At 43.9% G+C, this 26,904-nt stretch carries 20 protein-coding genes; 11 read left to right on the forward strand and 9 right to left on the reverse strand.

Annotated features, from left to right (window positions below):
* Positions 1–13: 13 nt before the first annotated feature.
* From ZOBGAL_RS15795 to ZOBGAL_RS15810, 4 genes are read left to right on the forward strand one after another with little or no spacing between them, the layout of a single operon-like run.
* The gene (locus ZOBGAL_RS15795) at positions 14–1,576 is read left to right on the forward strand and encodes a family 20 glycosylhydrolase (RefSeq protein WP_013994680.1); all 1,563 of its coding nucleotides are present in this window, start codon (positions 14–16) and stop codon (positions 1,574–1,576) included.
* A 59-nt stretch (positions 1,577–1,635) separates the two neighbouring features.
* Positions 1,636–3,114: a sodium:solute symporter family protein gene (locus ZOBGAL_RS15800; protein WP_013994681.1), complete on the forward strand. Its 1,479-nt coding sequence runs from the start codon at positions 1,636–1,638 to the stop codon at positions 3,112–3,114.
* Positions 3,115–3,118: 4 nt separating this feature from the next.
* Complete coding sequence (locus tag ZOBGAL_RS15805; protein WP_013994682.1) at positions 3,119–4,267, forward strand: N-acetylglucosamine-6-phosphate deacetylase; 1,149 nt, start codon at positions 3,119–3,121, stop codon at positions 4,265–4,267.
* Between the two features lie 55 nt (positions 4,268–4,322).
* Positions 4,323–5,915: a beta-N-acetylhexosaminidase gene (locus ZOBGAL_RS15810; RefSeq protein WP_013994683.1), complete on the forward strand. Its 1,593-nt coding sequence runs from the start codon at positions 4,323–4,325 to the stop codon at positions 5,913–5,915.
* Positions 5,916–5,984: 69 nt separating this feature from the next.
* Here the strand turns inward: ZOBGAL_RS15810 and ZOBGAL_RS15815 are convergent, their stop codons facing one another.
* Positions 5,985–7,049: a serine hydrolase domain-containing protein gene (locus ZOBGAL_RS15815; protein ID WP_013994684.1), complete on the reverse strand. Its 1,065-nt coding sequence runs from the start codon at positions 7,047–7,049 to the stop codon at positions 5,985–5,987.
* A 284-nt stretch (positions 7,050–7,333) separates the two neighbouring features.
* On the opposite strand from ZOBGAL_RS15815, the gene ZOBGAL_RS15820 reads away from it, so the two are divergent.
* Positions 7,334–7,963 (forward strand): collagen-like protein, encoded by a 630-nt coding sequence (locus ZOBGAL_RS15820; RefSeq protein ID WP_013994685.1) that lies wholly within the window; start codon positions 7,334–7,336, stop codon positions 7,961–7,963.
* A gap of 214 nt (positions 7,964–8,177) precedes the next feature.
* Here the strand turns inward: ZOBGAL_RS15820 and ZOBGAL_RS15825 are convergent, their stop codons facing one another.
* Positions 8,178–8,753 carry a DJ-1/PfpI family protein gene (locus tag ZOBGAL_RS15825; RefSeq protein WP_013994686.1) on the reverse strand — a complete coding sequence of 192 codons (576 nt, stop codon included), beginning with the start codon at positions 8,751–8,753 and terminating at the stop codon, positions 8,178–8,180.
* Between the two features lie 557 nt (positions 8,754–9,310).
* On the opposite strand from ZOBGAL_RS15825, the gene ZOBGAL_RS15830 reads away from it, so the two are divergent.
* Positions 9,311–12,433: a SusC/RagA family TonB-linked outer membrane protein gene (locus ZOBGAL_RS15830; protein WP_013994687.1), complete on the forward strand. Its 3,123-nt coding sequence runs from the start codon at positions 9,311–9,313 to the stop codon at positions 12,431–12,433.
* 11 nt (positions 12,434–12,444) lie between these two features.
* Positions 12,445–14,109, forward strand: coding sequence for a RagB/SusD family nutrient uptake outer membrane protein (locus ZOBGAL_RS15835; RefSeq protein ID WP_013994688.1), 1,665 nt, complete (start codon positions 12,445–12,447; stop codon positions 14,107–14,109).
* A gap of 262 nt (positions 14,110–14,371) precedes the next feature.
* Here ZOBGAL_RS15835 and ZOBGAL_RS15840 read toward each other — a convergent pair whose 3' ends face one another.
* The 4 genes from ZOBGAL_RS15840 to ZOBGAL_RS15855 form a co-directional block, all read right to left on the reverse strand.
* Positions 14,372–15,070 carry a Dph6-related ATP pyrophosphatase gene (locus ZOBGAL_RS15840; RefSeq protein WP_046287985.1) on the reverse strand — a complete coding sequence of 233 codons (699 nt, stop codon included), beginning with the start codon at positions 15,068–15,070 and terminating at the stop codon, positions 14,372–14,374.
* 274 nt (positions 15,071–15,344) lie between these two features.
* Positions 15,345–16,598, reverse strand: a complete 1,254-nt coding sequence (locus tag ZOBGAL_RS15845) for a DKNYY domain-containing protein (protein WP_013994691.1) — start codon at positions 16,596–16,598, stop codon at positions 15,345–15,347.
* A 1,554-nt stretch (positions 16,599–18,152) separates the two neighbouring features.
* Positions 18,153–19,337, reverse strand: coding sequence for a hypothetical protein (locus tag ZOBGAL_RS15850; protein WP_148560723.1), 1,185 nt, complete (start codon positions 19,335–19,337; stop codon positions 18,153–18,155).
* Between the two features lie 302 nt (positions 19,338–19,639).
* Positions 19,640–20,746 (reverse strand): DUF6920 family protein, encoded by a 1,107-nt coding sequence (locus tag ZOBGAL_RS15855; protein WP_046287986.1) that lies wholly within the window; start codon positions 20,744–20,746, stop codon positions 19,640–19,642.
* 439 nt (positions 20,747–21,185) lie between these two features.
* Between ZOBGAL_RS15855 and ZOBGAL_RS15860 the strand changes: the two genes are divergently transcribed.
* From ZOBGAL_RS15860 to ZOBGAL_RS15875, 4 genes are all read left to right on the forward strand, one after another.
* Positions 21,186–21,500 carry a hypothetical protein gene (locus ZOBGAL_RS15860; protein WP_013994696.1) on the forward strand — a complete coding sequence of 105 codons (315 nt, stop codon included), beginning with the start codon at positions 21,186–21,188 and terminating at the stop codon, positions 21,498–21,500.
* 134 nt (positions 21,501–21,634) lie between these two features.
* Positions 21,635–23,194 (forward strand): SulP family inorganic anion transporter, encoded by a 1,560-nt coding sequence (locus ZOBGAL_RS15865; RefSeq protein WP_046287544.1) that lies wholly within the window; start codon positions 21,635–21,637, stop codon positions 23,192–23,194.
* 19 nt (positions 23,195–23,213) lie between these two features.
* Complete coding sequence (gene can / locus ZOBGAL_RS15870) at positions 23,214–23,855, forward strand: carbonate dehydratase (protein ID WP_013994698.1); 642 nt, start codon at positions 23,214–23,216, stop codon at positions 23,853–23,855.
* A 673-nt stretch (positions 23,856–24,528) separates the two neighbouring features.
* A complete protein-coding gene (locus tag ZOBGAL_RS15875) occupies positions 24,529–25,209 on the forward strand; it encodes a metal-dependent hydrolase (RefSeq protein ID WP_013994701.1) in 681 nt (226 codons plus the stop codon).
* Between the two features lie 96 nt (positions 25,210–25,305).
* On the opposite strand, the gene ZOBGAL_RS15880 is transcribed toward ZOBGAL_RS15875, so the two are convergent.
* The 3 genes from ZOBGAL_RS15880 to ZOBGAL_RS15890 all read right to left on the reverse strand — a co-directional run bounded on the left by ZOBGAL_RS15880 (position 25,306) and on the right by ZOBGAL_RS15890 (position 26,670).
* Complete coding sequence (locus tag ZOBGAL_RS15880) at positions 25,306–25,701, reverse strand: hypothetical protein (RefSeq protein ID WP_013994702.1); 396 nt, start codon at positions 25,699–25,701, stop codon at positions 25,306–25,308.
* Positions 25,702–25,830: 129 nt separating this feature from the next.
* A complete protein-coding gene (locus ZOBGAL_RS15885) occupies positions 25,831–26,313 on the reverse strand; it encodes a hypothetical protein (RefSeq protein WP_013994703.1) in 483 nt (160 codons plus the stop codon).
* The gene (locus tag ZOBGAL_RS15890; protein ID WP_013994704.1) at positions 26,314–26,670 is read right to left on the reverse strand and encodes a hypothetical protein; all 357 of its coding nucleotides are present in this window, start codon (positions 26,668–26,670) and stop codon (positions 26,314–26,316) included.
* Between the last annotated feature and the right edge of the window lie 234 nt (positions 26,671–26,904).

Below are 26,904 nucleotides of genomic sequence, written 5' to 3' on the forward strand. Positions count from 1 at the left end.
AACGAACTATCCTATGAGGTCAAAACATATTTTATATTCGATTGCGGTGTGGCTTGTACTCCTTGTGATGCCCTTGCACTTTCAGGCCCAGACATCGGGGAATAAACGAACGGATGACTTTGCCGTTAAGGGTTTTCATATTGATCTACGGATTCAGGTAATGACCCCCCAGGCCTTAAAGGACTTTGCTACGGAACTTTCCGGTTTCGGAATCAATACCTTGGTGATGGAGTGGGAGGGAACCTATCCCTTTAAAAATCACGCTACCATTTCAAATAAGTACTCCTACACGCGTGAAGAGATAAAAGATTTTGTGGCCCATTGCGATAGTCTAGGCATACAGGTCGTGCCACTTCAACAGAGCTTGGGCCATGTAGAGTATATTCTCAGAAACCCCCGGTACAGCATCTTAAAGGAAGACCGAAAGGATATTTCGCAATTATGCCCCATGCAGGTGGAGGCGAACATAGAGCTGTTTTCGGATCTATTGGCCGATTTGTCGGAAACCCATAATTCCGATTACATACACCTTGGTGGCGATGAGACTTATTTGTTGGGCCATTGTTCCTTGTGTAAGAAAAAGGTAGAGGAAGAGGGAAAGTCGAAATTGTTCGTCGACCATATGAAGATGGTGGCCGAGGCGGTGATCGCCTTGGGAAAGAAGCCGATTATTTGGGCCGATATCATTTTAAAATATCCTGAGGCTGCGGCCGAGTTGCCCGAGGAAACCATTTTTATCGACTGGAACTACGGCTGGAAAACCAATCACTTTGGGGATGTGGCCGGACTTCAAGAGTTGGGCTTCACCTTTTGGGGCTCCCCTGCGATCCGCTCCCATCCCGATAACTGGTACGGAACGGGCTGGATGACCCATTTTAAAAACCAACGGGATTTTATTCCCTACGCCCGGGAAGCCAACTATAAAGGCCTGTTCATGACTTCGTGGTCTACCAGTGGCGTATACGGCTTTACATGGGACGTAGGCTATGATGTGATGGATATGGTGCAAATGCGAAATACCTATCCTATGGCGGGCTTTCGTATTCTTATCGCCAGCTATGCCCATGCCCTGAAAACCGATGAACCCTTGGATATCGAAGCCTTTGTCAGGGATTACGGCAAGAAAAGGTTCGGCTTGAACCGGGCCGATAGTCAAAAACTTTGGGACTTCTTTTCGGCAAACCCCGAACCGATTACCAACGGCAAAGCTTCAAAGAGTGGCAGTATTGAAGAAGTGAAGGAGCGCTACGGAAAGATAAGGGAGGCCATAAGCAGTGTCACGCCCTCAAAGAACATCAGGGAATTTGGACATTTTAAGTTGATGGCCGATTTAAGGATGCACTATCTGGATTTTAAAAACATTGAGGCGCGCTATAACTCCAAAGGGTTTTCCGTTGCCGATACCCCCGAACTGCTTAAGGCCTTAGACCAGGTTTTAAAGGATGCCAAAGACCTCGATAAACGATTTATAGACCTCAATAAGGGATTTCTATACGATGCCGAATTACAAGAGCAAAATGCCTTAAGGGTCGAGCCCGTGAAAGGACTCTATGACCGTTTGGCCAAATTAAAATAAGGTAAACCTTAGTCGTGGATGAATATCGTAAAACCAAATTTTTGCCCTAAATAAGTAAGATGCAGCTACTCGATTGGATTGTTTTATCATTGTATTTTTTAATGCTTTTGTCCATTGGCCTATGGTCTTATTTTCGGGTAAAGAACGCTGCCGACTTTTACACGGCCGGGGGGAATTTACCCTGGTGGCTATCGGGTATCTCGCATCATGTTTCCGGTTATAGTGGGGCCGTGTTCGTGGCTTATGCCGGTATTGCCTATACCCACGGCTTTAGTCTCTATGTGTGGTGGGCCTTTACGGTGGGCCTTGCTACCCTCCTGGCCGCATTCTACATTGCGCCCCGTTGGTCGAGGCTGCGGATTTTCTCCGGGATACAATCCCCTACGGAATACCTCTTAAAGCGCTACGACCTAAAAACCCAACAGTTGATCGCCTGGTCGGGGGCCATCATAAAAATCTTCGACACAGGGGGAAAACTTGCCGCCATAGCCGTTCTACTGAATGTGTTCAGCGGAAGCTCCATAACCTTCGGGATTATCTTGGTGGGTACTATTTCCCTCGTATATATAACCATAGGGGGGCTCTGGGCGGATGTGTGGAACGATTTCGGACAGTTTATCGTACAGCTGCTTGCCGGAACCACCATGTTCGTCATGATCATTATGAAATTAGATGATGGTATCGCAGGTATCTTTACGATGTGGGATCGCTTACCTGCCGAAAATTCCAACTTTTTTAATAGCCCCTATACCTTTGGCTTTGTCATCGTTATCTTGATCATCAACTTTTTTAGCTATAGCGGGGGCACTTGGAACCTGGCTACGCGTTTTATCTCGTCCACTTCGGGGGAAACGGCAAAGAAGGCGGCCATTCTATCGTCCATACTCTATTTTATTTGGCCCTTGGTCTTGTTCTACCCCATGTTCGCCTCGCCTCTTTTTCTAGAGAACCTGGCGGATCCCACACTTTCTTACGGAATGATGGTAAAGCAATTTCTCCCTACGGGCTTGGTCGGACTCGTTCTTGCTTCACTTTTTGCGAATACCCTGTCTATGACGGCATCGGACTCAAATACGGTTTCCGCCGTTATCAGTCGTGATATTCTTCCGGTCTTGTTTCCCGCCATAAGGACATACGATAGTAAACAACTATTGCAATTGGCGAGATTGACAACTTTTTGTTTTACGATGCTTACCATTGTAGTAGCCTTGAATTCCAGTCATTTTGGGGGTGTTTTCGGCTTGATCATCAGTTGGTTCGGCGCCCTCTTGGGTCCCATCTCCATCCCTATGATCCTAGGCCTGTTGCCCGTTTTCGCGAAAAGCGATGGAAGGGCGGCCCTGATATCCATTGTGGGCGGTTTGGTGACCTTTATACTTCTTAAAATATTTCCCATAGATTCCTTTGGCCTAGAGATCGGTGCCCCTACCTTGGTTTCCTTCTTTTTGTTTGCGTTATACGGATTTTTGAACAAGGGCGAAGTACCGGAAGAAGTATTGGAATTGCATAAAAATTTGGCGAAGACGGATAAAAACTAAAGTAATGAAAACGAATTTTAAAGGTCAGCATTACAAAACGGGAAAGCCTATTGACATTCGTGTTAATGGGGGAATGATAGTGGAGGTGAAAGAGTCCCTTGCTGCCGAGGGCGAATTTCATTTGGCCCCAGGCTTGGTAGACCTTCAGGTTAATGGATTCAAGGGAATCGACTTTAATAGTGGCCTATTGACGGCCGATGAGGTTTGTGAGCTCACCTGTTTTTTATGGGAAGCCGGGGTCACTACCTATTTCCCGACCTTGATCACCAATTCCGACGAAGGCATAGCCGAGGCCATAGAGGCCATTGTTGCCGCCTGTAAGGCCGACGAAAGGGTGAACGCCTCCATCGGAGGGATTCATTTGGAAGGCCCTTTTCTATCGGCTGAGGACGGTCCACGGGGCGCACATCCTTTAAAACATATAAAAGCCCCGGATTGGGAGCTGTTCCGTTCTTGGCAGAAATTGGCCGAAGGCAGGATACAGCTAATGACCATGGCCCCCGAATGGCCGGAAGCCGAAGGGTTTATAAAAAAATGTACGGCTTCGGGCGTGTTGGTATCCATCGGGCATACTGCCGCCAGTCCGTTGCAAATACAGACCGCCATAGGGGCGGGCGCAACCATGTCGACCCATTTGGGCAATGCTACCCATTTATCCTTGCCCAGGCACGACAATTACATTTGGGAACAGTTGGCATCGGACAAGCTATGGGCCTCTATTATCGCCGATGGCTTTCATTTGCCCAAGGCCATGCTAGAAATATTCGTCAAGGTAAAGGAAGGGCGCTGCATTTTGGTGAGTGACTGTACAAAGTTTGCCGGCCTCGCGCCGGGATCCTACGATAGCCATATTGGAGGACAGATAGAATTGAACAAGGAAGGTCGATTGTTTATGAAGGAAGAGCCAAAAATGTTGGCCGGTTCCGCCCAGTCCCTGGCTTGGTGCGTAGACCATTTGACGAATTCGGGCATTCTTCCCCTGTCGGAAGCTCTGGATATGGCCTCCGTAAAACCTATGGAGTGGTTAGGGGCCAATAAAACCTTGGGGTTGACCAAAGGGGCTAGCGCGGATTTCATCGTCTTTGAACGGCGCGCCAATACCATCGAAATTGTAAGGACGGTTAAGTCCGGCGCAGTGGTTTACCAAGGCTAGTATCACTTAAAACACAAAGTAGAATCAAAACACAGTACATAAAAATATATAGTATATGAAGCTTTCCAATTCCTTTTTTATAGCTCTTGTCCTCTCCGTTTTTTCAATGCAGGCTAGGGAAGAAGTCACTATCATTCCCCAGCCTACGTCAGTGGCATATGGAGAAGGTTCCTTTCAATTAAAGGGCAAGATTTCCATAATAAGCGCTGAAAACTTGGAAAATGAAGCAAGCTATTTGGCAAAAGTGCTTCAAACAGGCTTTGGGCAATCGCCCCGAATAAAGAGCAAGGGCAAGGGTATTGGTCTTTTTCTAGAGGAAAGCCTGTTGTCGGAGTTGGGCGAGGAAGGCTATATCCTATCGGTTGGAAAAAAGGGGATAACCATTAAAGCCGCTACCAATACAGGGGTGTTCTATGGCATCCAAAGCTTGCGACAGATGCTTCCCCCAGATTTTGGCTATGCTGCACCCGTGGAGGGGGTTACGCTTCCAATTTTGGAAATAAGCGATACTCCCAGGTTTCCTTGGAGGGCATTTATGTTGGATGAATCCAGGCATTTTAAGGGGAGTGAGACGGTCAAAAAGATGTTGGACCAAATGGCCCTCTTGAAGATGAATACCTTTCACTGGCATCTGACCGATGACCAAGGCTGGCGGATCGAGATAAAGAAATATCCGAAGCTCACGGAAATCGGTTCCAAAAGAAAGAACACCCAGGTGAGCCGAAAGAGTGAGGAAAGAACAAAAGAACCCCATGAAGGTTTTTATACCCAAGAAGAGATCAAGGAAATCATCGCCTATGCCAAGGCTAGGCATATCACCGTAGTGCCCGAAATAGAAATGCCGGGCCACGCCATGGCGGCAATTGCGGCTTACCACTGGCTAGGGACCTTGGGGACCACAACCGAAGTTCCAGCCGTATTCGGAAAAATGGACGATTCCTTCAATATTGGGGACGAAAAGGTAGTGCGCTTTCTCAAGGATGTCCTCGATGAGGTAATGGCCCTTTTTCCAGGTTCCGTAGTGCATATCGGGGGAGACGAGGTGAACTATACGCCTTGGGAGACCCATCAAGATATCGTAAGCTTTATGAAGGAAAAGAACTTGGGTAGCCCTGCTGATTTACAGATTTACTTTACCAATGAAATATCGAACTATATCGACAATGCCGGAAAACGAATGATGGGGTGGAATGAAATTATGGGCGATGATATACATGGGGAACGCGAGCAAGAAACGGTTCAAACGGAGAAACTGGCAAAATCGGCCATCGTACACTTTTGGAAAGGCGATTTGCAATTGATCAATCGGGCGGTTCAAGAGGGGTATGATGTGGTGAATTCGAATCACTGGGATACCTACTTGGATTATACCTACCAAAGACTGCCCCTGTCAAAGTCCTACGCCTTTGATCCCATTCCTAAAGGCTTGGACCAAAAGTACCATGCGCGTATTTTAGGTTCGGGCACCCAAATGTGGAGTGAATGGATCCCAACGGTAGAAAGCATGGAAAAGCAAATTTTTCCGAGGCTGGCAGCCTATGCGGAGGTAGGGTGGACCCAAACCCACAATAAAGATTTTGATCGGTTTCAGCGGGCCCTAGACGATTTAAAAATTACTTGGGCCAAATCAGGAATCAGTTTTCATTAAGAACAAGAAAAATCCCCCGCCATACAGGTAGGGGATTTTCACTTTTTTAAACGCTGTGTTGCGCCTTGATCAGTTCAATAAAAATTCTAGGAATTCATGGTCCTCAAAGGTATCTTCATCAAGTGTGGTCTGTCGGATGATAACCGTTTTGAGCGAGGGTATGAGATACATCCTGTTTTTTCCTGATCCCAAACCGCCAATGATTTCGGTGTACCCATGGTAGTACATAATTCCGCCCGATGAACCATCGGGGGCGGCATCTAGGGGATTGAGCCCATAACCGTTTACATTGTTCAACCAACAAAAATTACCGTGTCCCGGATTGGGACCCGTGGCAACGAACATATTTTCCAACAGCGACGTTTCGATGATTTGCGTGCCGTTATAGTTGCCCTTGTCGATCATAAACTGTCCGAACTTCACCCAGTTTCTCGGGGTTAAATGGCAACCGTTGGGGATGTTGGGATTTCCGGCCTCGTCATGGGACCAACTGTCATACTCCAATCCGATTTTATCGAAAATTTCAGATTCAAGGTATTCCAATGGGTTTTGGGAAATGCCCTTCTCTTGCAATTTTCGCTCTAAAAGAACCCCGAATATATAATAGTTGCTCGGTCCGTAAGAGAATTTTTCCCCTGGGGTACTTACCATTTTCAATTCGTCAATGGCATATTGATATCTATCGCTCTCGTCCGATAGGGTTAAAAAATTCTGGGAGAGTCCTGAAGACAGGGTCAATAGATGCTTTATCTTGATTTTATTTTTCCCCGGATGCAGACCGGTGTCCTGCCATTCGGTGATGGTGTTCGAAACGTGCTCTTCGTAATCGATAAGGCCCTGTTGTTTGGCCAATGCGGCAACGGCCGACCAATAAAGCTTGGTCGCACTGTAAATATGGGGCGCGGTATCTTGGTCGGCGCCATTATGGTAATCTTCAAAAATAACGGAGCCGTCCGTCATGACCAAAACGGCGCTTCCCCCTTTCTCTTTAGAGTAGTTGGCCGCATCCGAAAGTTGTTCGGTGGTAAAGGTGTCTTCGGCCTCCGGAACTGTTTCCTTATCGTTGTCGTCATTGTTGGAACAGCCGATCGTAAACAAGGATATCATCGAAAGTATAAAAAAATGCTTTTTCATGTTATATCGGTTTGTGGGTTGGACTTAAAAAAACGAATTTGGTTTGATCTAGTGGACTATAAGGTGTTTTGTTTTAGTGGATTGTCTTCGTTAGGAAGTACAACGACTTTATCCGCATCCTTATTTTATATATAGGTGTTTTTCTAGCACGAGGTGATGCTTGCGACAGCGGGGAGCAAAGCCTTGGCCATCACATGTATCCTGATTTTTTCAATCTCAAACATACAGGACTCTACCCAAGGGAGCGAGGCTTAGTTTTACAGGGAAACGATAAAATTTCAATTATGGGAACAAAGGGTGTATTATACGGCTTACTTCTGGTCTTATTGCTTGTCTCTTGCTCCAAAGACGGTAATGATGGTGCCTTAGGCCCAATGGGACCCCAAGGGGAAACAGGGGCTGCGGGTATTGATGGTCGGGATGGTGAAGACGGGATCGACGGACAAGATGGTGCGGACGGCCAGGATGGCCGGGATGGAGAGCAGGGGGAAACCGGTACGGCCAATGTCATTTCTTCCGAATGGTTTACCCTCGATTTCGGGGAAACACCTATAAATGCCATTAATGCATCCGATAATATGAATGTGCCCGACTTAGACCAAGAAATTAGGGATAACGGTTTGGTGACCGTATTTGCCAGAAAAAGTAATGGTGACGATTACCTGTATTTTCAATTGCCCTACCATCGGTATAATCCTGATTTTCAATATTATTCCATCAAATTGTTTTCTGCTGTAGATGTATTGAACATTAGTGTTTCAAGTGTGGATGGTAGCGATATCTATGCTCCCTACCTCACGGAATTCAGATATATCATAGTGCCCAGTGGTAGTGCCGCCAAGGGGCAAGCATCTGTAGACTATGCGAAGATGGGCTACGAGGACCTGTGTAGGCACTTAAAGCTCGACAAGTAAAAGTACCTCATGCGCCCTCCAGAGGAATAAACAGGGGGACTTTCGTCCTCCAAGAAACACCCCCGCCCTGTGCCCCCCACCTTCGAAGCAGTGCGCTGAGCCTGCCGAAGTGGGGGATTTTAGCGCGGGCGTGAAGCTCGCGCTAGCGGGGGTATTTAAATGTTTCGCATTTTATTACGCTACAATAAGCTTCCTTAGAATTTGTAATACCGTTTTACAGGGTAATGGTCGCGCCCATTACTTTTAAGAATTCACGGATAAAGCCAGGGTGTCCGGGCCATGCTGGGGAAGTAACCAGGTTGCCGTCTACAAAGACCCCGTCTGCGGGGATATCTTGAAATTCGCCACCGGCCAGGGTCACTTCGGGACCTACGGCAGGGTAGGCGGTAAGTTTCCTGCCCTTTACCACATTGGCGGCCGTTAGTATCTGAATACCGTGGCAAATGGCCGCTACGGGCTTGTTGGTCTCAAAAAAATGGGTGGTGATCTCTAGCAGTCTTTGGTTCAACCTTAAATATTCGGGTGCCCTTCCGCCGGCAATGACCAAACCGTCGTAGTCTTCGGCGACCACATCGTCAAAACTATAGTTCAGGGCAAAATTATGGCCCGGTTTTTCGGTATAGGTCTGGTCGCCCTCAAAATCGTGGATGGCGGTCTTAACGGTATCTCCCTTCTTTTTGTCGGGGCAAACGGCATGCACTTCATAGCCGACCATTTGCAGCATTTGAAAGGGTACCATGGTTTCGTAGTCTTCAGTAAAATCTCCGGTTAGGAACAGTACTTTTTTCATCGTTCTATCTTTTGTTTATGCTTTGTTCAAAGTGGATACGGACACAGATCTATGGATAAGATGGAGGCTGGTCGTAGCAACTAAATTAGACAATACACAGCAAAAAATAGAAGGGGAACTATTAAAATAAAGTGAAGGCCGGGTTATTTTTTTGATCAAGGTACTGCTTGGTGTCGCAGAACATCCCCCGCCCTTCGGGCACCCCCTTCAAAGCGTTACACTGAGCCTGCCGAAGTGGGGATTTTAGTACGAGCGTGACGTTCGTGCCAGGGAGGTGTTTTTACTCGGCCTGGGGTATTGCTATCTTATCATATATGTAGGTTTAAAAAACAAATAGTTTAAAATAATATATTGATTTTTGTAACTATTACAAAAATATAAAGTAGTCTTATTCCTTCGTTATTTAGGTTTGTTAAATCTTTTAAAATTGGTTAATGTTGTATTTTGTAGGGTTTTTATGTGTAGTCCTATTTTTCTATTTCTTACAAAATAAAATATATTTATCACCTTATTTTAATTCGGCTAATTTAAAATGTATGCAACCAAAGACTAGATTTATGAAATTAAAAATTCGATGCTATGTGTCGATTGTATCCCTGTTGTTTTGTTTGGGATTACAGGCGCAGGACAAAACCGTGTCGGGTCAGGTGACCGACGAATCAGGCTTGCCATTACCTGGTGTTTCCATTGTTGTAGTTGGTACATCTACGGGGACACAGACAGATTTTGATGGTAACTATAGTATTGCTGTCGCTACTGGAAATGTCCTTAGTTTTAGTTATATGGGACAGAAAACCGTTGAGCGAACCGTTGGGGCGTCCAATACCATCAATGTGCGGATGGAAGAGGATGCACAGGCGCTCGAAGAGGTAATCGTTACGGCCTATGGCACTAGTACTAAAGAGGCTTTTACAGGTTCTGCCAATATCGTTGGCGCCAAGGACTTGGAGAATAGGAGTGTTACCTCTCCAATTGCGGCCATTGAAGGGCGTGCCACAGGTGTGCAGTTTACATCGCCTACAGGCCCTGGTTCTTCACCGGGGATTGTTATCCGTGGAGTAGGAACATTGAACGGCGATACCGATCCCTTGTTCATCGTAGACGGTGTACAATATGAAGGTTCGCTGAATACGATCAACCAAGAGGATATTGAATCGTTTACGATCCTAAAAGATGCCGCATCAACTTCTCTGTATGGTTCCAGGGCAGCCAATGGGGTTGTGATCATTACTACTAAAAGTGGAAGAAAGGAAGGAATACAGGTAAATGCTTCTATGCAATATGGCCTTGTATCCACTGCTATTCCATTTTATCCGGAACTTACACCTGGCGAGTATTATGAAAGCATGTGGGAAGCCCTAAAAAATTCAAGTGCGGGTGGTGGAGATCCGGCCTTTGCTTCCGAAAACATTTACAACAGTTTGGGCTACAATCCATTTGATGTGCCCAACGATCAAATTGTAGGTGTGGATGGTACGTTGAACCCCAATGCCAAGGTTATCTATAAAAACCTTGATTGGTACGATGCGATGTCGAGAACAGGGGTTCGTCAAAACTACAATGTAAACGTTTCCGGTGGAGGCGAGAATCATAAGGTGTTTTTCTCCACTTCATACCTAGACGAGGAGAGTTTTGTGGTAAATTCAAAATTTAATCGTTTGACCACCCGTCTTAACGCAGAATTCGATGTCAACGATCGATTGACCATTGGAGGTAGTGCCAGTATTGCCCTTACAGAGGCTGTGGCTCCTAGTTCCGCAGGGACCAACAGTATAGTAAACCCTTTTGGTTTTGCTAAAAATATAGGTTCTGTGTATCCCGTATATGTAAACGACCTTCAAGGAAATATGGTAACCGACAATTTTGGAAACCCAGTTTTTGACAGTGGAGAAGGTTTTTCTGAGTACAATATTGGCTCAAGACCTGTTTACCAAGGACGTCATGCACTTCAAGAGCTTATGCTCAATGACGAGCGCGATAAGGACAATACCTATGGTTTCAGGTTTTTCGCAGAGCAGGAAATTTTTGAAGGACTAAGTGTGAGGGTGAACTATGGTAGGGATATCAACGAAGGGCTTGAAAAAGAATACGAAAATGCCATAATCGGTGATGCCCAGCCTGATGGAAGGTATAGTGAGGAAAGATCCAGAAGGCAAGTAGAGAACTTTAACCAAATATTGAGCTATGTAAGAAGCTTCGGCAACCATAATTTGGATATTACGGCAGGACACGAGAGCTTCGACAGGACCTTTACGTTCAACGGTGGTATGAAAACGATCCAGGCGGCCAATGGAATCTATGAGTTCGATAACTTCTCGAATATTGTAGATTTGGAAGGGGCTTCCACACGAAAGAGTATTGAAGGGTATTTTTCAAGAGTAAATTATAACTATGATAACAAATACTATATCAGTGCTTCGGTTCGACGTGATGGTTCATCCGTATTCGATGCCGACACCAGATGGGGAACATTTTACTCTGTAGGTGGTTCTTGGAGAATCGATCAAGAAAATTTCCTGAAAGACTCCGATATAATCGACCAATTGAAGTTGAGGGCTTCATACGGTGAAGTAGGGAATGATGATCTTTTGGACTTCTTCCTTTCCCAGGCAAGGTTCTCTATTACATCCAATGCGGCTAGTCCTGCTATTATTTTTACGGATATTGGTAATCCCGACCTACAATGGGAAACCATTGAAAACTTTGATGTCGCCTTGGAGTTTGCCCTGTTCAATAATTTCTTGGATGGTTCTGTGGAATACTACAAGAAAAACTCTTCCGACCTATTGTACAAAATGCCCATTGCACCAAGTAATGGCCTAAATGAAGTGCCGGTGAACGTTGGCGACATGTTCAACTCCGGTTGGGAAGTTGCACTGACAGCGAATCTGTTCGATACTGACGACTTTAGATGGAATGTTACCTTACAAGGCTCTACATTTAAAAATGAGATTACCAGTTTGCCCGATCCCTTTATTAATGAGTCCGAACGTTGGGCGGAAGGTCATTCCCGATATGATTTCTATCTATTGAGGACCGGCGGTGTTGATACACAAACAGGGGATCAATTGTTCCTTATGTATGAACTCGATGAAGAAGGCAATAGCGTGCCCGTGTTGGATGGCAATGGTGAAATAGCCACAACCAATGATTGGCAAGAGACGCAACGTGCCTATACGGGTGATAGTTCCATTCCTGATCTACTGGGGTCAATAGCCAACAGCATTGGCTATAAAGGATTTTCTTTTGACTTTTTGATCAATTATGGTATTGGTGGATCGATATTGGACAATGGATATTCGGCAATGATGCACAGTGGTAATTTTGGAAGCTCGTACCACCCGGATATTTTAAAAGCTTGGAGACAACCGGGCGACATTACCGATGTGCCCCGATTGGAATCGGGTAACCCTAATTTGGTCAGAACACAATCGGATCGTTTCATAACCGATGCTTCGTTTTGGGCACTTAGAAACGTGAACTTGGGGTATACCTTTGATGATAAGATTGCAAATCAACTCGGCCTGGATAAGCTTAGGGTATCCATATCAGGTGAAAATCTCTACACCAAAAGCGAGAGAAAGGGATTGAACCCTCAGTTTAACCTGGCGGGAACCGGTGAAGGAAACGACTTTAATCCTGCAAGAATTATCTCTTTAGGGGTGAACGTTACTTTTTAAAAAATAGAATTATGTTAAGAAAAATAAATATATTGTTATTGGTATTCCTAGGGACAACCATAACTTCTTGCGACGACGATTTTCTCGAAACAACGCCCACCGATGCCATTTCTGCGGTAGATGCGCTTGCCGACGAAGAAAGCATGCAATTGATATTGAATGGACTGCATCGTGGCCTATATTCCCAGTCGCAGACCATTCTTCCCGGAGGCCAATCCTCCAGGGCCAACAACCATTACTGGGTTCCCCTTGGAGATAACCTTTCAGGGGGGCTTATCCATTCGGCGAGTGCCAACAATTTGGGATGGAGAACCGAAATGCAATGGAACTCGCACACCGACCCGACATCCTTGACCTGTGAGTTACTATGGTACCACCGATATAATATTGTATTGGGTGCCAACCTGCTTATCAATAGGGCTACGGATGGAACAATGTTGGAATCACAGGCACTATATGAAATTTTGGGACAGGCCTATACATATAGGGCCTATGCCTATCTTTCTTTGGTACAGCATTATGCCAAGGGATATTTAATCGGAGATCCGGCAACAGATCCGGGGGTGCCGTTGTTGTTTTCCTCGGAATTACCGTTCACCAGTGAGCCAAGGTCTACCGTACAAGAGGTCTATGACCAGATTGGGGCTGACTTGGTTGATGCAATAGCTGCTTTTGAAAAAGGCACGGGAAGACCAAGTGGGGGAGCAGATACCAAATCCCAATTGAACATAGATGTCGCTTATGGTCTATTGGCCCGCACTGCCTTATCAAAAGGAGATTGGGAAACGGCGGCCGAAGCAGCTGTAAAGGCGCGTGAGAACTATCCGTTGATGGGCGAGGAAGAATGGAAATCCGGTTTTAACTCCAATAACCTTTCAGAAGTTATTTGGGGAAGCCACGTAATAGACGCCGAGACCGCATTTTTTTCTTCATATTTCTATTTGGTAAGTAATACCTTTAACGGTAGTCAGGTCAGAAACAACCCAAAGATTGCGGACCGAAGATTGGTCGATGCCATTCCCGATACGGATTACAGAAAGGATGTTTTCTTTATCGATGCACCGAATACCAATAGTTCCGCAGCGAACAATCAGGGAGGACTTGATTCAAATACCGGTTTGCCGAGAGACCCAAATTATGAAAATGATTTGGAAGGATACAATGCCAGAAGGGCAGAGATCAATGCAATTTACGGTATTACCAATGCATACAATCAACACCCCTATATGCACTTTAAGTTGAAGAACGCCAATTCAGGTTCTATTGATCCCGATGATATCATTTACATGCGTTCGTCGGAAATGTACCTTATCGAGGCAGAAGCCAAAGCCATGATGGACGACATTGCAGGTGCACAGGAAGCTTTGAGGCCTTTGGGCGAGGAACGCGACAGCGCTTACGATGTAACTGCTTACAATACCAAAGAAGCTTTAATGGAGCACATTAAGTTCCAACGTCGCCTTGAACTATGGGGAGAAGGTTTCGGCTATACCGACAAAATTAGATGGGACGAGGGAATCGACCACGCAGCGGATGGCGGTTCAGGAGCATCGGAAGTATTATACCAAGAGGCTTTCCAAGTGGAGCGCCCATCGGAAAATGATGATTGGATATTTAAAATTCCACAAGCGGAGATTGATGCGAACCCAAACCTGTCACCAGCAGATCAAAATTGATAAGATATTCTTGATCTACTCAACCTCTTTTAGTCGGTGATGGAGGATTTATGATCATAGTAGGAATTAGTATCCAAAAAGTCCCTTCATTTTAATTAAAACGAAGGGACTTTTATTTTGCCACTTTGTGGTTGTTCAAACTGGAAAATGCCTTCAAAGTTCCGGTTGGGGACGCCGTCTGCGTTGGCATCGGGCGAGTTGGTGCGCTGGCCAGGCAACTTTTATGTTGTTTTTCGGTTTTTGTTGTACGATCGGTTGTCCTTTATTCCGATATTTCGGCTTGCCAATAGTCATAGCTTTTTACTTTTCCGTCGTCCAATTTAAACTCGTGCGATATTAAGTTGGCCTCGGAAATCTTAAAGTCAATGCCCTGCTTAAAAAGTTCCCCGTCATAGGAAAACGTATGGTACTCCCCATTTTCCCCGCACAGGTCGACCCCATTGGGCAATGATCGGACAAAGTCCCTGTCTATTTCCCTACCGATAAAGGTCCGGTCCAATTTATCCGCTTGGGTTACGATTATTTTGGTCTTGATCCCCGACTTTAAAAAGTCCTTCATCACTTCATCGGACGTCTTGCCCCAAAGCGGTTCGACCAGTTCTATTCCCAGTGGATGGAGCATGTTTTCCCGATACCTTCTTACGTCGGCCAAAAAGATATCGCCAAAAATAAAGTGGCTTACTCCTTTGTTCTTAAAATGCCTAACGGCTTCGGCCATTCCTTTTTTATAGGTTTTATCCTTTGAAAGCGGTACCGGATAAAGCGGAATACCGATGCTATCGGCCTGTTTTTTCAAAAGGCCGAGGGGGATGGAATGAATGGAAGAGCTTGCTGTTTCTTCGTCGATGGTTGTCAATAGAGAAAGCACTTCAAATTCGTTTTCTTGCAGTATCTTATGCAGTGCCAAGGCCGAATCTTTTCCGCCACTCCAATTAAACACCGCTTTTTTTCGTTCGGTCATATTTTTCTGTTTCTGGTACATGGGGACTTTTGGTGGTGTTGCGAACATCGCCCGTAAAGGCCTAGCCCTTTATGTTCGGCGGTAAATTAAGCAAAATGACCTTTCAAAGGCGCGTGGCCCTTTGAAAAATTCGGTAAAAACCCTTCCCGGCCCAGGCTTTGCCCCTTACCGGTTTTCTGTAGGTTGATTTGGTATTGCATCGGCTTCGGCGAAAAGGGAAGCTTGGTAAACCAATGCCCCTGGATTTAGGCGATATGGCCTAGGGCTTGGTGTTTTATTCCGTTATGGGCCGTATTAGCTCGTCTTTCCTTTTTCTGTTGTAACTATATCGGCCATTTTTGTCTTCCACGATAAACTCTCCCATAAACGGATTTACCTCGGACTCATATGTTAAAACCTTAAATGTCTCGGCATCCAATTCCAGTTGGTTTTCATAATGGAAGACGTTTTTCTTATCATAGATAAATCCGTTTTTGTTCAATGTGTAATTGTTTACATCAATGGGGATGACCTGGTCTAAATAAAATATGTGGTTGTTGTCCCTGCCGTAACAAAAGTCCAAATAGATAAAGGACGAACTATCTGCGCCTTCCAATTTTATAAGTTCCTTGTTCTTATAAATGAACACAGCGTTTTTGTCCTTCCAATATACCGTATCCCATTTCTCTTTTACATAATTAAAACTCTCCCCATCAATACCTTCCATAATGACCCATTGCCAAATGGCATCAGGATTATTTTTGGTAAAGGCACCGACTTTGATCGTACTTGGTGGGGAGTTGGGAGCTAGTACCGCATTATAGACAAAATTCTTGTCGGCCTTGATTCCCGCAACGTCCCTAAATGAAACCGGGTCCGATTGAGGGAGTTCTATAATTTGTTTTGTATGATTTCTAAACTCAAAGACCCTATTGTCATAGGTGTAAAAATTGTCAAATAAATGATAAGGGTTATCCTTTGTCGCCTTTGCAATTTTATGGGGTCTTTCTATTTCTTCGATATACCCGAGGTATTTTTTGTAGTAGTTTTTGAAGTTTTTATAAAAATAGTTCCTTTTGGTCAAGGCTATGTTAGGTTCGGGGAAGGCATTGTTTTCTGAAAAAGACCAAAACCTATCCATCAAATTAGTTACAATATCCGATGGCAATGCTTGGTTGGTTTGCGCTACGTTTCCGTCCGTAATTTTATAAGCCTCGAGCACCTCGGGAAATGTGGAAGATACAATCGAATATTCGGTGGTTTGGGGACTTTTTAATGAGCTGATAATTTGCAAGCTGTCTATTAGGGCTTGTATTAACGATTTTTCAAAGTGGTTCAATACATAGGCAATAAAACATTTGTTTGTCTTTATATTGTAGTTTAAGATAAATACATTGCCCGGATTGTCATTGCAATCGTATAGCAGTTCGCAAAAATAATATCCCAGTTTTTTATTGTAAGCAGCTTTTTCGAACTTATGGTTAAGCAGTTTTTTTATGCCCTTTTCATCAATTGCAAATTCAATAAAGATCCCTGTAGGTTCGGCCATTCTATTTTATTTCGTTTATTGACCACAACGTGTTTGTATTGGTTTTATTACATGTTTTTAGCGTTTGCTTTGGCAGGTGCAAAGCAATTAAAAATTGGCTTAGGCGGGCGGGAACCTAGCAATTGTTTATGGCCCTTGGGCCTGTGGCACAAGGTATAGAAAAATGGATTTGATGCTGGTCGTTTGGGGGAGCGTGTAAGCCATGGGCGAGTGGCAAGCCGGCAAAGCAGTGGTAAAATTGCTTTTCAGGGGTGTTTTTGAATGGGCGTGAGGCTCGGGGCAAGGTGGTTTACGAAGGTGTTGCAGAACATCCCCGCCCTTCAAGGCCTGCACGGCGCCTGCCGAAGTGGGGGAATTGCTCTATTGGGGATGTTGTATTGAAATGTCCCCTTGAGGACGCCGTCTGCGTTAGCAAAGTAGCGGTAGGCTGCTTTTCAGGTTTTTTTGTATGGCATGTATGGCACAGGCCTGGAGCTTGCGCTAGGGGAATAAAAATAAAACCGCCTTAAAAAGCAGTTATGTGAGTCGTTATTTTAATGATTATGGGGTTGTGCAACGGTTACCGGTGTTGTAACACGTTTTTTATTCAGTTCTATTTTTTTATTTTCAATTCAGTCAATTTTATGTACTTATATTTTATTTCAAATAACGTCTTTTTGGGAATATATAAGAATAACTAAAGTTCTAGTCAAATTCTGCTATGTAAAACTTGTATTTCGTGATTTTGTAGTTCTTTACGAATTGAACTTCTTTCCTTTTTAATACATTTTTGAGTATTTAGAGAATTCCATTTTTTAGTTACGTATATAAATTAAATATTGAGCAAATGACAAGTCAAGATAAAACAGGCTAATAAAAAAAAGAATATATTTAGAATTATTGGTTTTATATTCGACTTCTTAATAATATTATTGATTAGTAAAACTATAAAAATAACGGAATAGATAAAGGAAAATGTTGGTGAGTAATTATAATAAAAATTATAACAACTATTTTCGAATAAACAAAACAGCATTATTATAAAATAGACACAAAAAGAAATATTTACTAGTAATATTATTTTTTTCATAAGTTAGTTTTCCTAATTATTTATATGGAAAAATCAGATATTGATTCAGTAAAATGTTTAATGTTTTTTTTTCAGAATCTATTCGGTTAAATGTGTTACAACGGCCAGACGGCTATGGCGAGTTGCGTGGTATGCTTTGCATACCTTAGCAAGGGGTCGCCATTAGACGCACATTCGCTATAGCCAGTGATGTCGATGGTACCGACCGCGAACGGCTCCGTCGGAGTTTTCTTGGATGGAATATAGCAAATTTTATGGGCGAATGTGCAGTCGTACTGTCTGGCCGATGGTCGATGGTAGGAAAAAAAGGTAGGGCGGCGGCCTCGACCGCCCGGTTTTTTACGGGCCGGAGGTATCATCGACCATCGTGATTGTATATGATACGTTGCGTGGTTAAGCAACTAATTTAGCAAATAAAAACCTAATAGAAAATCCGCGAGGATTTTCGTAAGTAAGCCAGCACCAGCAATGGATTATATACGGTGTTATGTAGCGTTTTTATCTATTTCTTTTTTTAGTTTATCAATATAGCTTTTGGGATTTTTACCCTCAATTATTCCATCTAAAACGAATTCTTCTAATAAGCCTAAACCATAATCTACAGCGGGTTCTACAATAGATTTTGCTCCAGCTCCAACTAATCCACCAATAGGTCCAGCAATTAAAGCTCCTAATCCTGAGGTTGCTCCATATAGAAATGTATTTTTGATTAATTTACCTTTTGTTGTCTCAAAAAACTTTTTTGCTCCAGCAACTTCACTTATGTAAGCCTCGGTTATTTCGCTTGAATCCGAATTTTCTCCAACTTCATTAATCCATTTTCTAAAATATTTGGCACTAGATAAATGCCTTAATTTGAAAATATCACTAATGTCAAGACCTCCTTGATAAAACATAGCTTTTAGGTCAGGTGTATTTTCTATTTTGAGAATTTCCGAAACATTTTCTGAAATCTTATAAGCCTTTCCGATGTTCTCAAGGTTCTTTTTTGAAATTTCTAAATGCTCATAGTTATTGTAGCTTTTGTATCCATTTTTAGCTAAAATAGAAGTGTCCAATACAGTATGACCTAAATCAAAAAGAATTTTTCTTTCCTCCAAGTTTAAATCGAAAGGGTCTTTTTCAAAAGGAAGTCCTAAGTTTTCTAAATTGTTATTTACGTATGCATCAGTAACAACTTTAGCTGCATTACTGCTTATCTCTAGTCCGTCATTTACAAGGTATTTCGGCACTATGTTTTTGATTAGTCTATTTCTCTCTTTTTTGCTAAGTCCGAAGCGTACCAGCGCTCTGTAAATATTTATGCTTGGGTCAATATCATCTCCATTTAGACTTCCTCCAACTATTGGTGGTTGTTTGTAAATCACAGATTCGTCAATTGTTCCGTCCTCTCTTTGTCTGCCAGTTCCTGTAAATATTGCAGCTGACTTAATTGAAAAGAGAATATACCCACTTCTAATTAGCCGTTCTACTGTCTCAAGTCCAAGTTTTGAAATTAGAAATACCAGAGTTAGATTATTTTTGTCTGTACTTAAAACAATCTTATCAAAAAGTAAAAGTTGTTCAAATAACCCAGCTAGTATTTCAGACTCTTGTTCAGCAGTGAGTCTAGTTGTCATTCCGAGTAATGAACCTTTAGTAATCGAATTATTAAATAGTATGTTTTTCAATGTTCTTAGCTGTTGGTTTAAATGCTACATAACACGTATATATATACAAGTTTCTATACTGCCCCATAAATATAATAAAATCCCTTAGTTGTCGGTATATCAATCCATTCTGTGTAAATTATAAGTATTCATTTTGTATATCAAAACTCGTATATTCAATTAAATGACATACAAAATAATCAGGTGGGACTTTCTAACCTTACCTTTAAATTCGATTCGTACCGGGGGGGGGGAAGTAATATTTGTACGGCTTGAATCTAACAAAAAACCACGGACCGGGCTAGGCCAAGGCATCCGTAAATCTAATTTTTGGTGTTTTGCGGAAGAGGGTACTCCACCTTCCTGATTTTCACCTTTAGCCAGGTCCATGTGGTACCGCCCAGCTTCCAGTCCGCCTTTAGTTCCACCGGTATTTTTATGCCTTGGTGCCTTTCGATCTTGATGGCGGTGACCGTCCATTCGGTAGGACGTGTATCTTGGGCGTCTTTGTAGCGCATGGCGGTGAATTTTACAAAGTTCCCATTTTCATCGAAATGGAAGACCCCCGAACCCTGGGTGCCCTTGTACTGCATGGTCGCCTTGGCCGAAGTGCCGTCTATGGGCTCCCAGGTAATATAGTTTTGCAGGGCGTTGGACGGAAACCAGACGATTTCGGCCAGATACCTTTGCAAGGTAGCCTCGTTTGTTTTTGCATTGTTCTTGGCGTTCACCATAGAAAAGAGGGAGAACAGTTTGATGCTCATTTCCCCCTTTCCGTTTTCAAATTTATCGCGTCCGGCCAAGGCTAGGATCGGATTCATTTTTAGGTGTACCGACCAATTAAAGGCGGGAGGTTGTGCCGTAAAATACTGCTCGGCCCTGGCGTGGATCCAATCGTTTTGTCCGGGCTTCATCTGCATCTGCAGGTCTTGTTGCAGGTATACGGTGCCCGCCGGTTCCTTGCCGATGGCCCCGCTGTTCAGCAGCCATTTTTGAACCACGGGCGGCATTTCTGAAACCATCTCCTTCGAAACGGGTGCTTTTTGTAACGAATGGGCCTGTGAAAGCATTTCCCGGGTTTCGCGGTGTACCTTCTCACGGAAGGCAAAGGACCCGTAACCCGCTAGGGCGACGGCGAGGACGACCACATTGAACAGGGTGCCGAACTTGGCATCGGCCCAAAAGGAGATGATCAAAAACTGGGAGAGTACTACGGCCAAGAAGCCAAAGATCCACCAAAGTTCCGAAGGCTTAAGGTAGCGCAGGGCGGTAAGGGCGAACAGTACAAAGGCCAGTAGCCATAGCAGTCCCATAGGTCTGGAAATGGGCTGCTGAATGGCATTGAACCCCGAAAGGCCAAAGGCCTTTAAGAAACCGAACAAATGTACAAGGCCGTGTAAAATTAGTAGTAGGACGAAAACGATGCGCATGATTGTGTTGTTTGTGGCCAAGGCCATAAAAAATACTTGGTATGGTAAAGGGCGGGGGAGGGGGCAACCTTTGCCGATTCTGAAAAGAAGATACTGAAATTCTTTGGTTTTTAATCGGTGGCCCGATCGAACTGCCCTCCTTTTTTATTGGTGATTTGACAACATATGTTCAAAATCATCCCCGTGGTAACATGGGGTGCAAGGGTGTATAAGTCTTGTTTATTTGTATATAACCGCTGTTTTGAATGGGTGTGGGGTGTAAATATTGTAAAATTTGAATTATGGGGGTTGGAATTGTAAGGGTGTGTCCAAAAATGAATACTAAATTTTACGAATTTTTTAATTAACATTCCCTTTAACAGTGTTTTTATGAATTATATTTTTCGTAATTGTAAATTTGATATCAATAATCCAACAAATATGTTGTTTTGCTTAAAATATGATAATCGAAAATAAGGTCCTTAAGTTTGTTTTTTTAGCTGTTGTTTTCGTCATGGGACTGGTTCAGGAAATCGTGGTGTCCAATGACGATGCTGCCTTTGTTTCGATGGAGTTGGAGCATCACGATAACCCGAACGATACGGATTCCGATATCGATGAGGATGTCATCGACTTTGATATTCCCCTGGGGCAAAGCCTGCTGCCCGATACTTTTTTGGATGGGGGCCGGTCCCAAATTGTCGCAGACATGGATTGCGATGTCCAAACCCTTGGGGCATCCCAGCCCACCCCTCCTCCTGAACATATCGCCTGATACTCACCTTGCCATACCGCCTATGGGGCGGCTATCGGTATTTGTTCAACATCCTTAATTAGCAATCATACGCGCTGTCTGTACCGCATGGGTCCCAGATGATCTACGGCGTGTATACTACAAATCTATATAGTATGAGTTTATTTAAACACTGGAGAAAAGACTTTCCGGCAAGTCTTGTGGTTTTCTTTGTCGCATTGCCATTATGTTTAGGTGTGGCCCTGGCCAGTGGGGCACCTCCGTTTGCCGGTCTTATCGCCGGGGTGGTCGGAGGGGTCGTTGTGGGCTACCTCTCGGGTTCTTCGATCGGGGTCAGCGGGCCCGCAGCCGGCCTTGTGGTCATTGTCTATAATGCCATAAACGACCTGGGCAGTTACGAACTCTTTCTCGTTTCGGTAATCTTGGCGGGGATCATTCAAATAGCACTGGGCGTTTTTCGTGCCGGTGTGATCGGCTATTATTTTCCCTCGGCCGTCATCAAGGGAATGCTGAGCGCGATAGGGATCATGATCTTTGTTCAACAGATTCCGTTGGCTTTTGGCTTTACCGGCGATGTAAACACGGATCGGATCGATTTTAGCGGACTCCACGACCAGATTTCGCCCGGGGCCCTCTTCGTCACTCTTATATCCTTGGGCATCTTGTTGCTCTGGGACGGTATCTTGGCGAAAAGGAATAAAATATTCAAGCTTGTCCCGGCTCCCTTGATCGCCGTGGTCGTGGGGATTGTCATCTACGTTACCTTGGGGCAGTCGGGCTTCTTCGCCCTTCATGAAAACCAGTTGGTAAGCGTGCCGGTTCCCGATGGGGTGGCGTCTTTTATAGGGCAGTTTACCTTTCCCGATTTTTCGGCCCTGACCCAGGGCGATGTCTACGTAACGGCCTTTACCATTGCCATCGTTGCCAGTTTGGAGACCTTGTTGAGCGTTGAGGCCTCCGATAAACTCGACCCCCTTAAGCGGCAGACGCCCACCAATAAGGAGCTGGTTGCCCAAGGGGTCGGAAATGCCGTTTCGGGCCTGATTGGCGGTATCCCCATAACCCAGGTGGTGGTTCGCAGTACGGCCAATGTAATGAGCGGGGCGGTGACCAAACTGTCGGCCATTATGCACGGTTTCTTGATCCTGATGAGCGTAATTGCCATACCCACCTTGTTGAACCTTATACCACAGGCCGTTTTGGCCAGCGTACTGCTAATAATCGGTTACAAGCTGGCCAAGCCCAAGTCCTTTGTCCAGATGTACAAATTGGGCAAGACCCAGTTCATTCCCTTTATCGTAACGGTAGTGGGCATTGTGTCTACAGATTTGTTAAAGGGGATAATGATCGGACTGACCGTGGGCTTGATCACCGTTCTTTTAAAGTCGTACTACAACTCGCACCAATTGCTCTTAAAGGAGTACCAGGGGAAGAAGAACCTTTTTCACATCAACTTTGCCGAAGAGGTGACCTTTATTAACAAGGGACGCATTATCAAGGAGTTGGACGCCCTTGAAAAGGGGGCTTACCTCGAATTGGATTTTAGAAAGACCAAGGTGCTCGACTACGATATCCTGGAGTATTTGGACGAGTTCTCGGTAAAGGCGAAGAACAATGACATTAATATTAAAATGATTGCGGAAAACGAAACCCTTGAGCATTCGAAAAGTTTTAGGGAATACTTCGGACACCGGGTGTTTCAATTGCAACATTGATATCAAAAAAGAAAAAACTATGAAACCGGACTTCTATAAAAGCTTGATCGAAAACAATAAGGCATGGGTACAATCGAAATTGGACCTTGACCCGGAATTTTTTAAACGACTCGAAAAGGGCCAACAACCCCCATTGCTGTGGATCGGATGTTCCGACAGCCGCGTGCCGGCCAATGAGATTATCGGCGCGCAGCCCGGGGAGGTCTTTGTGCACCGGAACATCGCCAATATGGTGGTGCATTCCGATATGAACATGCTCAGTGTGCTCGACTATGCCGTAAACGTTCTTAAGATAAAACACGTTATCGTCTGCGGGCATTATGGATGCGGTGGGGTACAGGCCGCCCTGGGCAATAAGTCCTACGGCCTGGTCGACAATTGGATCCGCAACATCAGGGACGTATACAGGCAGCACCAAGACGACCTGGGAAGAATAGAGGACGAGACCGAACTTTTTGACCGCCTTGTCGAATACAATACCATGGAGCAGGTGTATAACCTGGCAAAAACGTCGATCGTTCAAAGTGCATGGGAAAGAAGGCAAGACCTTAACCTTCACGGTTGGGTCTACGGAGTGGGAACGGGAATCGTAAAGGACCTGGACGTTAATTTTAGCTGTAACTCGCAACTGGAGGAATTCTACAGGCTGGCGGCCGTTTAAAATAGGGGCCGGGAGGTGGACCCCTCCCGGCCCTTTATTCTTCAAAGCCTGCACGGCAACTGTTGAAGCGGGGGATTGTGTTGATGTACGGTCATAAGAAGCAATGGCCGTTTTTTAAGCCTTAAACCCGGACTAAACAAAAAGACCCGCAACACATCGTTTGCGGGTCTTTTATAAGCGCTAGCTTACACTCTTGATTTACGCTTCTTCGTCTTTTTTTCTTCCATGCGTTGAAGAATCTTCTCTTGCTTTTTTGCTTTTAATTCTGCTTTAGAACGCTTTTTTTTAGGCGCAGCCATAGGAATAGTTTTAATCATTACAAAATAGACCACGAAGGCATCCTATATGTGGTTCGATTTTTTCCATAACGAGTAGTCCGACCCAATACGAAATGGGACGGGAGAAATGTTCAATAAGGTATATAGGATGTTTGCAGGCACACTCGCGGGTGCCCGTTATTTCGGAAAGATGATTTTCAATTTATTGGATTCCATATCAAAAATTGACATAAAGATGACCGATATAACCTAGACCTAAAGATAGCCCGATATTTACGTATTACCAAGCTTTTGAAATGCCTTTTCTTTACGGTCGATTTGTATTATTTGCTTCCTTGGGGTTGGAAAAATATATTTCCCTTAGTAATTTCATTCCCATTTTTAAAACTGTATCTATGAAAATCACACATTACGGCCACAATTGTCTGGCCTTGGAAATAGGAAACAAGCATATTATCGTCGACCCTTTTATTACGGAAAACGACCTGGCAAAAGACAAGGTAGATATTATGCAGCTTAAGGCCGATTATATTTTCTTGACGCATGCCCACTACGATCACACCCTCGATGCCGAAGCCATTGCCCAAAACACCGGTGCAACCATTGTAAGTAATTTTGAGATCTATAGCCATTACGCCGAAAAGGGGCTAGAGGCCATGCCCATGAATATCGGCGGCATACGCGATTTTGATTTTGGCAGGGTAAAATACGTAAACGCCATACATTCCAGCAGTTTTGCCGATGGGAGCTATGGTGGCAACCCTGGCGGATTTGTGTTTACCCACCAAGGCAAGAGCATCTATGTTGCGGGAGATACCGCATTGACCATGGATATGAAACTGATACCCCAATATGCGAAAATAGACCTGGCCGTCCTTCCGGTCGGTGACGTGGTTACCATGGGGGTGGACGATGCCATTACTGCCAGCGATTTTGTAGAATGCAATCGCGTCATAGGCGTGCATTACGACTCTTTTCCCTTTATAAAAATCGACCATGGGGCGGCCCAAGAAAAGTTTAAAAGGGCCGAAAAGGAATTGTTGCTGTTGGAAGTAGGGGAGTCCATTACGATCTAATCGACTCTTATCATATAAAAAAGGCCCGAAAATCTTGATTTTCGGGCCTTTTTATTCCATTGTGCCCCTGTTTATGTACATGGGGCGATTGTTTTTCTACATACCTGCTATGCCAACCAAAGTCGATAGGAGTCCGATTACTAGAAAAAATATGCTACTCTTTAAATAATGGCCGGACGATCGACATGTTGAGATTTCCGGCGATTTTTTCCAAACCATAAGGGCTATAGATTCGCCTTTCATGGATTGGGGTTTGAACAGGTGTTTTTCTTCGTCGCTTATTTCCGTATGGGTATATTCCTTGCCGTTGACTTCATACCTATAGGTGATTTCCGTCATGTGCACTTTTCTTCTTCCTATACCCTGTTCCTTATACTCCGCTTTGGTGACCGTTCCCTTCATTTTAATTCCAGTGATGAAGAGGAAATACTTTCTGAAATGTATTCCGCCCCAGATGAGTGATCCAACTCCGAATAATAAGGGTAAAATCATATCTTCCTTGGTAAAATGGCTCGGTTTTCTTCTATTGTTCCAAAAAAAGTAATTTAGGCTTATCGGGCCAAAGCGTTTCCTTGGGAATATAAAGGGTTCTTGGTAGAATGATGCGTAATCGGAATGCGATCAAGCTTCTACAAGGGGTACGGACTTTTCTATAGTGGTCTTAAATTCTAGGTATTTTTCAGTAGATTCAAAGTAATCGTGAAAAAATTCATATCTATTTTTTCCGTTGTCAGAGTAAATGATAACAGATTCCCCATCATCTGAACTATCTTTTACATATAGTTCGGATACATCTTTGAAATCAACACTAAGCGTTGATTTTTTATGAGGAAAGACCAGACCGTTTTTACTGATTTTAATGTTACTACTATTTTCAATCGAATCTTTATATTGTTTGAATTTATAAATTGAATATACCAGCAGCAAAAGAGAAATAGTTCCCGCTACATAGTAACTATTGGGCGATTCAAGTATGTTTCTGCCTTTATAGGCGATATTGAGGTCATATTGATAGCAGTAAAAAGCTATACCCAAAAAAACAAAGGGCGGTAAGAAGGTCCAATACGAAAACTTGCTTTTGTATATAAATAGTTTTTGTTCCATTTAGTCCTTTTGTATTTCAAGTAAGAGTTTTTCGACTTCTTCGGCCACTTTATTTTGAGAACCGGATATGATCATATGTACAACAATGGCCAGTATGCCCCTTTGTGTCATATTATTGACAAAAGTACTTGGTGGCACAGGATGAACATCGACTATGCTCGACTCCAATAGGTTGATCTTAGCGCCGGCCGTAGCACTCTTTTTAACGAGAATACATTTTTTGCCAGGGGTAATCGATAAAGACCCGTCAGTTACCCATTGATCTTGTACGATAGATAAGGTCAAATCGGTTTTGGTCTTTAGGAATTCCATAATTTCTTCTAGGGAATTATACTGGCTCAATAAGTGTCTTTTCATCTTTTTTTGTTTTAACTATTTTATAATGTTGTATAAGTGTACGTTTATCGCCTGTTATATGGGGCAATACAGTTCCCTTCACTTCGAATCCTTATGAAGGGAATATTTATTTTCCTACATAAAACGTAAGCATTAAATAAAAATTGCTTTTGGGCCTACTTCGGTATATTCCACTTTTCATATCCCTTGTTTTTTATAAAAAAGTTGCTGTACCGGCTGTTTAAAAAAAGGAAG

It is taken from the genome of Zobellia galactanivorans (genome assembly GCF_000973105.1).
Taxonomy (GTDB): Bacteria; Bacteroidota; Bacteroidia; order Flavobacteriales; family Flavobacteriaceae; genus Zobellia; species Zobellia galactanivorans.